7 protein-coding genes are annotated in these 11,712 nt (G+C 32.6%); 1 reads left to right on the forward strand and 6 read right to left on the reverse strand.

Going from position 1 to position 11,712, the window contains the following annotated elements; all coding sequences use genetic code 11:
- Positions 1-14: 14 nt before the first annotated feature.
- The 3 genes from ppk1 to J3U57_RS07105 form a co-directional block, all read right to left on the reverse strand.
- Positions 15-2,072 carry a polyphosphate kinase 1 gene (gene ppk1, locus J3U57_RS07095; RefSeq protein WP_267344129.1) on the reverse strand — a complete coding sequence of 686 codons (2,058 nt, stop codon included), beginning with the start codon at positions 2,070-2,072 and terminating at the stop codon, positions 15-17.
- Between the two features lie 111 nt (positions 2,073-2,183).
- On the reverse strand, positions 2,184-3,596 hold the full coding sequence (gene pykF / locus J3U57_RS07100; RefSeq protein ID WP_267332828.1) for a pyruvate kinase PykF: 1,413 nt from the start codon (positions 3,594-3,596) through the stop codon (positions 2,184-2,186).
- A 335-nt stretch (positions 3,597-3,931) separates the two neighbouring features.
- Positions 3,932-4,351 (reverse strand): META domain-containing protein, encoded by a 420-nt coding sequence (locus tag J3U57_RS07105; RefSeq protein ID WP_267344128.1) that lies wholly within the window; start codon positions 4,349-4,351, stop codon positions 3,932-3,934.
- Positions 4,352-4,425: 74 nt separating this feature from the next.
- Between J3U57_RS07105 and hrpA the strand changes: the two genes are divergently transcribed.
- Positions 4,426-8,304 (forward strand): ATP-dependent RNA helicase HrpA, encoded by a 3,879-nt coding sequence (hrpA, locus tag J3U57_RS07110; protein ID WP_267344127.1) that lies wholly within the window; start codon positions 4,426-4,428, stop codon positions 8,302-8,304.
- Positions 8,305-8,405: 101 nt separating this feature from the next.
- Here hrpA and J3U57_RS07115 read toward each other — a convergent pair whose 3' ends face one another.
- From J3U57_RS07115 to J3U57_RS07125, 3 genes are all read right to left on the reverse strand, one after another.
- Positions 8,406-9,449 carry a YdgH/BhsA/McbA-like domain containing protein gene (locus tag J3U57_RS07115; protein WP_267332831.1) on the reverse strand — a complete coding sequence of 348 codons (1,044 nt, stop codon included), beginning with the start codon at positions 9,447-9,449 and terminating at the stop codon, positions 8,406-8,408.
- A gap of 51 nt (positions 9,450-9,500) precedes the next feature.
- Positions 9,501-10,214, reverse strand: a complete 714-nt coding sequence (locus J3U57_RS07120) for a helix-turn-helix domain-containing protein (protein ID WP_267344126.1) — start codon at positions 10,212-10,214, stop codon at positions 9,501-9,503.
- Positions 10,215-10,741: 527 nt separating this feature from the next.
- Complete coding sequence (locus J3U57_RS07125; RefSeq protein WP_267344125.1) at positions 10,742-11,050, reverse strand: hypothetical protein; 309 nt, start codon at positions 11,048-11,050, stop codon at positions 10,742-10,744.
- Positions 11,051-11,712: the final 662 nt, after the last annotated feature.

The raw sequence follows: 11,712 nt of genomic DNA on the forward strand, positions 1-11,712 counted from the left end.
ACTGTTTGAATTCCTTATTCATGTGTTTCTAATTGTTTTAAATAATCATAAATTGCATGTTGAGCTCTAATTTTTTTCTTATTGCCTCGTTGTACATAATTATTCATATTATCTTTATCAATTACACGGGCTTTAACATTATCATTACATTGAATATTAAAAATATCATGGATAGTTGATCTTAAAATAGGATCGAAAATTTTAACGCCGACTTCTATGCGATTATCCAGATTTCTTGGCATCCAGTCAGCAGAAGAGATAAATGTATCTTTTTTACCCTCATTTTCAAAGATATAAACCCGAGCATGTTCTAAAAACTGATCCACAATACTCGTTACATAGATATTTTCGCTGAGATTTGCAATTTGAGGAACTAAAACGCAAGTTCCACGTACGATCATCCTAATTTTGACTCCTGCACATGAAGCACGATAAAGTGCATCTATCATTTCTTTATCGGTTATTGCATTAAGTTTTAAATAAATAGCGGCATTTTTTCCTGATTTTGCATGATTGATTTCTCGTTCAATAAATTCATGGAACCGCAAACGTGTGTTTTGAGGCGAAACAAGCAAATAATTGAAAGAGACGGGTTTAAATGGATTTTCAATAAAATTGAAAACTTTTCTCACTTCATCTGTTATGGCAGGATCGGCGGTGAGCAGTGAAAAATCTGTATAAATTCTAGCCGTTCTTTCATTAAAATTACCAGAGCCAATATGGGCATATCGAACAATGTCGTCATTTTCTTTACGATCAATTAAAAATAATTTCGCATGAATTTTTAATTTTGGTTGTGAATAAATAACTTTAATTCCACTACTAATTAATCTTTTAGCCCATTTAATGTTTGCTTCTTCATCAAAACGCGCTTGTAACTCAACGACTACAGTGACTTTCTTTCCGTTATTAGCTGCATTAATTGCAGCATGAATAAAACGAGAATCTTTCGCTACTCGATAAATATTCATTCGAATATGTGTTACAGCTGGATCAAAAGAAGCTTGACGCATAATTTCAAGTACATGGCCAAATGAATAATAAGGGTAGTAGAGTAGAACATCGCGGTCTTTGATAGCTGCAAAAGCATTTCTGAACTTTTTAAATCGATTATAGGCAAGACTTGGCAATCGTTTATTCAACAAATTTTTTACGCCAAGATCTGGAAATTTGACTAAATCCTTAAAATTAGGGTAACGTCCACCAGGCATTGCATCTTGTTCAGTTAATCGTAATTTATTTATCAATAATTCAAATAGTGCTTTAGGCATGTCTTTTTGATAAGTAAATCTTACTGGTTGGGCAGTTAAACGTTGCTTTAATCCTTGTGACATGAGCTCGAGTAAGCTATCTAATTCAGTATTCAATTCATACTCGGCATCACGATTAATATTGATTGAATAAGCATTAAGTTCCTTGGCATCAAAAAATACTTTAAAAATTTCGGATAAGCAATAACGCAGAATATTATCTAAAAATATGATTGATTTATTTTTGGTTGAAACTTCAGACGGAAGTAAGACAAAACGTGACACATTGTCTGTCGGTAATTCGAGTAATGCATAGCTTATGCTATTTTCACAAATTATCTCAACAGCTAAGTAAGCATGATCGTCCTTTAAAAACTGAATTAATTCAGTATGACTATCTAACAAAATTGGCGTAATGTACTGGCGTAAATTCTGTTTATAATAATTTTTTATCCAATTTTCTTGATACGAGGTTAATTGCCTTTCATTGATCAAAAAGATCTGATTTCTTGCCATTTCAAGTAATAATTCATTATAGAGCTGATCGAACTGTTGTTCTAATTGAATAACTTTTTGATTAACTTGTCGTAATAGTTGTTTTGCATTGGATGAGGTTTGGGCTTGTTCTTGTTCAATTAACACATATTTTTTTAAATTAGCAAATTGTACTTTATAAAATTCATCAAGATTACTCGAATATATGCCTAAAAATCGAATTCTTTCAATCAGAGGATTATTTTTATCCGCTGCTTCTTGTAAGACTCGTTGATTAAAGGATAACCAACTCAGTTCTTTAGGTGTATATACTTTCTCTTCAGGCATTTTTTATCTCTTACAATTTATTAATTTTAATGATAACAGGATAACTTAAGATAAAAAAAAAGCTAGCATCTAGCTAGCTTTTTATAATTAAGTTAATAACCCTTAAGTGGATTAAATACGATGTACAGAAGTTGTATTAGTTGTCCCACTTGGTACCAATGCACCTGATACCATTACAATCGTATCACCTTGTTGTAGACCGCAAACTTTTACCGCCATTTCTTTACCTAATCGGTAGAAATCATCAGTAGAATTAATTGCATCAATTAAAATTGGCTCAACACCTTTTGATAGTGCTAATTGGTTCACTGTTTTTTGGCTAGAAGACAGTGCTAAAATACGTGCTCTAGGGAAATAATGACGAACTTCACGTGCTGATTTACCACTCCGTGTTGCTACAACGATCAATGGTACATTTAAACGTTCTGCAATTTCAACTGCACCACAACAAACAGCTGCTGTAATACGTAATTTTTCTTCTTTAGCAGTTAATTCTAACGAAGCAGGAATCGTGCCATCGGTACGTTTACAAATAGTTGCCATGACGTTGACGGTTTCTAATGGATATTTACCTTTAGCACTTTCACCAGATAGCATTACCGCATCAGTTCCATCAATGATTGCATTTGCCACGTCACCCGCTTCAGCACGAGTAGGGCGAGGATTTTTGATCATTGAATCAAGCATTTGTGTCGCAGTAATTACAGGTTTCGATGCTCTATTACATTTTTTAATCATCATTTTTTGGGCAAAAATAACTTCTTCAACCGCGATTTCAACGCCTAAGTCACCACGTGCAACCATGATACCGTCAGAAGCTTCCAGAATTTCATCAAAATTGTCTAAACCTTCTTGGTTTTCAATTTTAGAAATAATCTTAATATCTTCTCCACCATGAGTTTTTAAGTGAGCTCTAATATCTTCTACATCAGAACGCTTACGAATAAAAGAAGCTGCGATAAAGTCAACACCTTGTTCACAACCAAAAATAAGGTCATTTTTGTCTTTTTCTGCTAGAGCAGGTAATTTAATAGAAACGCCTGGTAAATTAATTCCTTTATTTTCACCTAAATCACCATTGTTCAAAACAGTACAAATAACTTCGTTGCCTTTAATTTCTTTTACATCCATAGCAATTAAGCCATCATCGACTAAAACGCGATTTCCTGGTTTTAAGTCATGTGCAAAGCCTTTATAAGTTACGGCTACACGCTCAGCATTACCAATGACGGTTTCATCAGTTGTGAAGGTAAAAGTTTGACCTGCCACAAGTGAAACATCATTGCCACCTTCTAATTTAATGGTACGAATTTCTGGACCTTTGGTATCTAGCATGATAGCGGCTTTTAAACCTGTTTCTTGCATTACTTCTCGTAAATTTTTGATTCGATTACCATGCTCTTCATAATCACCATGAGAGAAGTTTAAACGCATAACATTCATGCCTGCTTTTAATAATTTTGCTAACATCTCTTTTGATTCAGATTTAGGACCAATGGTGCAAACGATTTTTGTCTTTTTCATAATATTATCTACTAGTTGTTAAGGTTGAAGTTAAAATTTTAAATAAACTGTTTTTAAATAAAAAAAAATCAATGTCAGTACATTGATGGGAATGATAGGTAAAGGGAAATGAGTAACTGCAATATGGTTACTCAATTTAAATAAATTATTTGAAGAATTGATTATTTTCATCAAAGTGTGACCCTTAAAAAACTGTGGTCATTATATTCTTAACTATTGTTAAAATAAAGCTTTTTATCGTGATATGTGTCTTCTCTTTTTACAACTTAGTTACCTTAAAACCTTATGTAAAATTAAATACCTCAAGTGTTTTAAGGTAAACTATGGGGTTTGTGTCACATCCATTCTTTGACTTGATAGATAAGTTCGTTATCTTTATTTTTTAAAATAAGTTGATTATTTGTCAATTCAACTTTAGCGCCATTACTAATCAGTTGATCTATCACAATATCCAACTTATCAAGTTGGTCATCATTACAAAGCATTTTTGTCATAGCAACGCCAACACCTTTAATTTCATCATTTTTTAACGTAACTTGACCAGAAAATTGGTTGCACATTTTTCCTGTTATTGTCATCTTTTCACCAAATTCTAAGTCGGCTTGTTTATCTAAAGCAACGTCTTGACCATTGGCTTTAATCAACACAAAATGATGATGCATTAAATCTGTATCTTTAATTTTGCCTGACTCCCCACATCCAGATAAAGTGAAAAAAGCTGTGAGCAAAGAGATATAGCCAATCGTTTTTTTCATACCAACTCCTAATAATAAGTAAATTTTGCTATAATGACATAATTATAATTGTTTACTAATATACTTGACACTTTATGTTATCTCAACAACAATTCAAACTTCTCGAATCAACGACTTTAAGTGATAAACAAAAAATAATAAAACTGTCACGTACCAAAGCTGATTCATTAAAAATTAATGCTGCTATTTTGCAAGCTGTTGATCATTACCAAACTAAATTGCAATCTTTGCCGAAGCAAATTAGTTATCCTCAACATTTACCTGTTGTTGACAAAAAACAAGCAATTTATCAAGCTATAAAAAATCATCAAGTTGTGATTATTGCAGGCGAAACAGGATCAGGTAAAACCACACAAATTCCAAAAATTTGTTTAGAACTTGGTTTAGGTGTAAAAGGTTTTATTGGACACACTCAACCTAGACGATTAGCTGCTCGTTCGGTTGCTAATCGTATTGCGGAAGAGTTAAGCACTGAAATAGGGCAATTAGTCGGTTATAAAGTGAGATTCTCTGATCATGTTAGTGATAACACTTTAATCAAATTAATGACTGATGGTATTTTACTGGCCGAAATACAGCAAGATAAATTACTATTAAATTATGACACCATTATTATTGATGAAGCACATGAACGCAGTTTAAATATCGATTTTATTCTTGGCTATTTGAAACAATTATTACCTAAACGCCCTGATTTAAAAGTGATTATTACATCAGCAACAATAGATGTTGAGCGATTTTCTCAGCATTTTAATTGTGCGCCAATTATTGAAGTATCAGGTAGAACTTATCCTGTTGAGGTGAGATATCGCCCACAAGTTGCGAGTCGTGATTCAGATAATGACAATGAAAGTAGTAATGATTTTCAACCTATTGTTGATGCAATTGATGAGCTGTCTGCTGAAAGTCATGGCGATATTTTAGTGTTTTTAACTGGTGAACGTGAGATTCGTGATCTGGCCGATACATTAAATAAACTAGATTTACGTCATACTGAGATTTTACCTTTGTATGCTAGGTTATCTGCTTCTGAACAAAATCGTATTTTCCAATCGCATACTCAGCGACGCATTATTCTTTCAACCAATGTGGCAGAAACATCATTAACTTTACCCGGAATTAAATATGTCATCGATCCTGGTTTGGCGAGAATAAGCCGTTATAGTTACAGAACTAAAGTTCAACGATTACCGATCGAGCCGATTTCGCAAGCATCGGCTAATCAACGAAAAGGGCGTTGTGGTCGTACCTCTGATGGGATATGTATTCGTTTATATGATGAACAAGATTTTTTATCTCGTCCAGAATTTACCGAACCAGAAATTTTGCGTACCAATCTGGCCTCTGTTATTTTGCAAATGACCGCCTTAGGATTGGGTGATATCGCTGCCTTTCCATTTGTTCAAGCACCGGACTCTAAATATATTCGTGATGGGATTCGATTATTAGAGGAACTTGGTGCAATTAACGCTCATCATCATCAATATCGTTTGACCGAAATAGGAAAAATATTAGCACAACTGCCAATTGATCCAAGATTAGCGAGGATGTTGGTTGAAGCAAGGCGATCGGGCTGCACTAAAGAGATTATGATCATAACTGCAGCTTTATCTATTCAAGATCCGAGAGAGCGTCCTTTTGATAAACAGCAAGCGTCCGATGAGAAGCATAGACGGTTCACCGATAAGCAATCAGATTTTATTTCTTTCATTAATCTCTGGCATTATATTGAAGAACAACAAAACCAACTTTCAGGAAATCAATTTCGACGATTATGTCAAAAAGAGTATTTAAATTATCTTCGTATTCGAGAGTGGCAAGATGTTTATACTCAAATTAGACAAACAATCAAGCAATTAACTTTTCCAATAAATAGTCAACCTGCTGATTATCGTTCCGTACATCTAGCGTTAATAAGCGGCTTACTATCACATATTGGGATGAAAGAACTTGAAAAGCACGAATATATAGGTGCTCGCAATATTAAATTTGCTTTATTTCCGAATTCAACATTATTTAAAAATCAGCCTAAGTGGTGTATTGCAAGCGAACTTGTCGAAACCAGTCGTTTGTGGGGTAGGATAGTGGCAAAAATCGACGTTGAATGGATCGAGCCTTTGGCTAAACATTTGCTTAAGTATAGCTATAGTGAGCCTAGATGGTCAAAAAAACAAGGGGTTGCCATCGCCAATGAAAAGGCAACATTATTTGGTTTGCCAATTGTCATTAATAGAGTCATAAACTATAGCAAAATCGATCCTGATTTAAGCCGAACTTTATTTATTAGGCATGCACTGGTAGAAGGCGATTGGCAGACAAATTATCGTTTTTTTATACAAAATCAAAAGCTGATTAAAGAAGTCGAAGATTTAGAACATAAGTCTCGTCGACAAGATATTTTAATTGATGATCAAGAATTATTTGATTTTTATAATCATAGAATTGATCAGTCTGTTATTTCGGCCAAGCATTTTGATTCATGGTGGAAACAAAAACAAAAGTCAGATCCGGATTTGCTGAATTTTGAAAAAAATATGTTGATTAATCATTGTGCTCAACAAGTTAACCTTAATGAGTTTCCTGACTTTTGGCAACAAGGCAACTTCAAATTACCATTAAGTTATCATTTTGACATTGGCAATAAACGTGACGGCGTCACAGTTGAAATTCCTATCGATGCACTTAATCAAATTAAAAATAGAGGATTTGAATGGCAAGTACCAGGTTTTAGGAAAGAATTAGTTATAGCATTAATCAAGTCATTACCCAAATCACTACGTAAAAGTCTGGTTCCTGCACCAAATTATGCTGATGCATTCTTAAGTAGGGTGAGTTCAACTGACATTCCTTTACTTGAAAGTTTACAAAGTGAATTTAAAAAAATGACAGGTGTAAAAATACTCAATGAAGACTGGCAGTTAAATCAAATTCCTGATTATTTAAAAATGACCTTTGCTATTATTGATATCAATAATAAAGAATTAGCCGCAGGTAAAGATTTGGTTCAGCTTAAAGAACAACTTAAAGCACAAATACAGCATGCTTTGTCGAATATAAATACTAAAAAAACTGATTTAATAGAAAAAAAGAATATTATCGATTGGAATTTTGGAACACTACCCACTATTTATGAGGGACAACAAAAAAATTACACGATTAAAGCTTATCCCGCAATTGTTGATAATCAGACATCGGTAAGTATAAATCTAGTGGATAGTTACGAAGAACAACAACGATTAAGTAAATTGGGATTAAGGCGTTTGTTGTTGTTAAATATTCCTTCACCGATAAAGTATTTACACGAAAAATTACCCAATAAATCTAAATTAGGTCTTTATTTTAATTCGTTTGGCACTGTATTAAGTTTAATCGATGATTGTATTGCTTGTGCAATTGATGAGTTGATAGACAAAAATAATCAATTTGTCCAAAACCAAGAACAGTACCAGCAATTATTGAATTATACCAAAGCTAATGTGAATGAATATGTCTATCATATCGCCAAGCAAGTTGAATCAATTTTAACTTTACATTTCAGTATTAATAAAAAGCTTAAAGGGCGAGTTGACTTGTCTTTAGCTTTTGCATTATCAGATATAAAACAACAAATCGATGGACTGATTTATAAAGGGTTTGTATCTAAAACAGGTTATAAAAAATTATCTGATCTCTATCGCTATTTATCAGCAATCGAAAAACGTATCGAAAAATTAACAGTTAATCCAAATAAAGATAGACAAGCCATGAACATTGTTGAAGAAGTTAAAAATCAATACGAAAGTTGGCTAACTACTTTGCCTGAAAATCAAAGATTGCAAGATAATGTGAAAGATATACGTTGGATGATTGAAGAGTTGCGAGTTAATCTATTTGCTCAGCAGCTAGGTACACCATATCCAATTTCATCAAAACGAATAAAACAACAAATTGAATTAGTTAAATCGGAATTATAATTTTTATAGTGTTGAATTTAAATATGAACGCTGTTTAATCCGATTTAAATTAAGGTAGGAAAAGTTGAAAAAGTAGGGCGCCAAAGCGCCCAATACTGTTATTATCGATAAAGATCAACAAATACTGTGATATTTGGTCCGTTAGCATCTTGAGCGATGCGAGCAATATGATAATATTTAGCGCCAGCATCAATAGCACGTTTACCCGCTTGATACGAGATTTCCTGATCGGTTGGATAATATCCTCTAAACTTCACGGTATCATATGCAACCATTTTCGCCGCAGTTGCATCATTGAGTTCTTGAATTTTACGACCATCTGGCAAGGTGACAGTGTAACGGCTTGCTCGTTGTGGTGCATTTGCTGCATCTGCGGTTGCAGCTTCTGTTGTTGATGTACCACTCACTGTGCTAACATTGCTTGGTTTAGCGGTTTTATCAATAACTTTATTGTGGAATTTTTCGGCATAGAATTTTTCGTTAAATGCTGATGGTGAATAATAGCCTGGTTTTTCAACTTGCATTGCAGCTTCACCACCTTGAGCTAAGGCAAGTTGCCCAGCTTCTGAATCATAAGGAATAGCATTTTCAGGTTGTAATTTTCGTTCTGGCGCATCTTTTTTAAATAAATATGCAGCAACTTGCAAATTACTACCAAGTTCTGATCGCGAATCAATATAAAATGCATATGCACCTTGAGCTGAGGCTTCTTTTGCAATCGCTTGATTTACATCGTAATCATTAGGAAAATAACCACGAATTCTAACAATATTAAAAGGTTCTAATCGAATAGCTTTAGACTTAGGATATTCATAAACACCTTCAAATTTGCGAAGGTTTTCAGCGGGCTCTTCTAATTTTGGTGCATCTGATTTATATAATTTAGCATAAACAATACGCAAAGTATCATTTGAAGGACTAATATTTGTTGTTGTAATAAAAAAAGCAGCTGCTCCTTCTTTATCTGCTGCTTTAGACATTGCCATTACATAATCACTATCAGTGTAAAATGCACCACGAACAGTAATCTGTTTGAATGATTGCAAATTTTTAGCTTGCTCTTCAGTGAGCTGTTGTGCAGCAAATGAACTCATTGGCATAATGGCCACAGTTGCTGCTATAAGAGTTTTCTTTAAACTTATCATAGTTGTTAAACCTTAATATGAACTTTTTAAAATATTTTATCATGAAATAAATTACTTTCCCAAAACAATTAAAGCATTTAAATTTTTGATAAAAATATATTTTCCTTTTACTGATAATATATCTTGCTCTTGAAACTTAGACAAAATTCTACTAACTGTCTCAATTGTTAATCCTAAATAATTGGCAATATCAGTCCTACTCATTGATAATTTTATATTCAAAGAGGTGTGACCTCGTTTTTCATAGCGTTTATATAATGAATAGATAAAAAATGCTAATCGTTCATCCGCTTTTTTCTGGGAATAGCATAATAGTAATTTCTGATAGTTATAGATATCCGTACTTAACAACTTGAATATCATATCTCTAACGGTTTTATTGACTTCAATAAGTGACATTAATTCTTCATAATTAAGTTCACAAACGGCAACATTATTTAAGGCTTTAATAGTATAGTTATATACTTTTGTTGAAATAGAATCTAAACCAACAATGTCACCTGGCAAGTAAAACCCATTAATATGTTCATTACCATCGGCGGTGGTGATATAAGTTTTTAAAGCACCTGAATGAATAATATAAAATTTAGTGAAAGGTGTATTTTCTTCTATCAAGATCTGATCTTTGGTATAAGAACATTTACGATCTAAAACTGTATGCAATTTGTTATTGACTAACATAGGAATACATAATGAACCTACACTACATAATTCACAAGGGACTGAATAACTTTTGGAACGTAATGGCTTATAGTTACTTTGCATATTTTATTAAAAGGATTAATTCCAATTCGATAATTGATAATAATCGCATATTTTACAATAAAACAATATATAACAGTTAGCCATTATTTTTTTATATGTTAAAAAAGAACAAAATAAATGATAAATTCGATTAAAAGTGCCTGATTAAATTCGATAAGATCAAATCATAAATTTTTATGAGCTTCAACGTAACTTAAATTAAAAGCCTAGGTAGGTGAGAAGCATAGACTCAAAAGCTTGAATAAATAAGATGATATACGTAACATTTCACAATCAAAACTCAAGGTCTATAATTTAAATCAACAACAACTTAAACATTCAAATGAAATATTAATAATAAAATAACAATTTAATCAATTTAACATAATATACATTATGCGTACCGATATAAACGTAGATGAATTTTAGTAATTTAACTGACAGATTCATGACGCTAATTTAAAAATTTGTGGCATCTAATACCAATCTGGAATCGGTCAATCTGTAACACTATATAATCTCGGCACACTATATTGATAATTTATCGTTTAATCCTCCAGCTCCAGATCTTGCGATGTTATTTTTCCATGACTAATAAATTTTTCGGCTAACTTTTTTCTTGGAATATCCAATGTCCGGTCTAACATTTGACTTGATATCGTTGTGTACTTTTCTGGTTTAATTTCAGGGGGAAGTTTATCAAATGAAGTTTTATCTAATTGTTCAACATCATAAAATTTAATATTTCGTAATTTTTCATTATCTTTATATAAATCACTTTCAAAAAAGTTATCTTTCTCATCTGGTTTTATCTGTAAATTATGCCGCAGTCTATATAAATCATTGGCTTGATACACTTCTTGAGCATAGGGATTTTTAGGGTGATTGACATTGGTGGAGTCAAAATTTGAAATTCATTGTTTTTTTGCTGCCTGCGCTATCAGCTCAAAATTATCAAACATCTTTATTACACCTCAATTAGCCAAGAATAGTCTAAAGTTTCTTTAATTCGATTACGCACAAAATCTAAGGCTACAATTTTTTCATAATAGTTATTGATTTTAATCCAATCCTTATCATAAAAAGTTAAAGTATCTTTTATTTTTATAAAAGTAAGACGTTAATTTATTGAGCTCCTGCAGATAATTTCATGTTGTTCTAGTGTAATTAAATTTACCACAAATGCGTGTCTGAATTCATGTTTCATCATGCCTTCAATTGTTTCCGCTCGCTCTTTTTGGTCTCAAATACTGTACTCCTTAGCTAGTTTTGGTGATATTAACATTTGAATTATGAAAAATTTTTAAAAGACACCTAAGCGGAAAGCCTCGCGGTGCGTTCCTTCGACCCGCATTAAAGGATAAAACTTGGTGACTTCTCAATAGTTCACTGCGTGACTGCGACCGATTGACTATAGCAACACCGCGCAATTATTAACATAAAATGTAAATAACACTGTGTATAAAATTTAATTCATGATCTAAATCAATACGTTAATTAGATGCATAAAAAATAAACA

Origin of the sequence: Gilliamella sp. B3464, from assembly GCF_026536145.1 — a bacterium.
Classification (GTDB): domain Bacteria; phylum Pseudomonadota; class Gammaproteobacteria; order Enterobacterales; family Orbaceae; genus Gilliamella.

Bases quoted from the DNA above. Each gene is read 5' to 3' on its own strand.
- ppk1 (WP_267344129.1), bottom strand. From the start codon at position 2,072: ATGCCTGAAGAGAAAGTATATACACCTAAAGAACTGAGTTGGTTATCC.
- pykF (WP_267332828.1), bottom strand. From the start codon at position 3,596: ATGAAAAAGACAAAAATCGTTTGCACCATTGGTCCTAAATCTGAATCA.
- J3U57_RS07105 (WP_267344128.1), bottom strand. From the start codon at position 4,351: ATGAAAAAAACGATTGGCTATATCTCTTTGCTCACAGCTTTTTTCACT.
- hrpA (WP_267344127.1), top strand. From the start codon at position 4,426: ATGTTATCTCAACAACAATTCAAACTTCTCGAATCAACGACTTTAAGT.
- J3U57_RS07115 (WP_267332831.1), bottom strand. From the start codon at position 9,449: ATGATAAGTTTAAAGAAAACTCTTATAGCAGCAACTGTGGCCATTATG.
- J3U57_RS07120 (WP_267344126.1), bottom strand. From the start codon at position 10,214: ATGCAAAGTAACTATAAGCCATTACGTTCCAAAAGTTATTCAGTCCCT.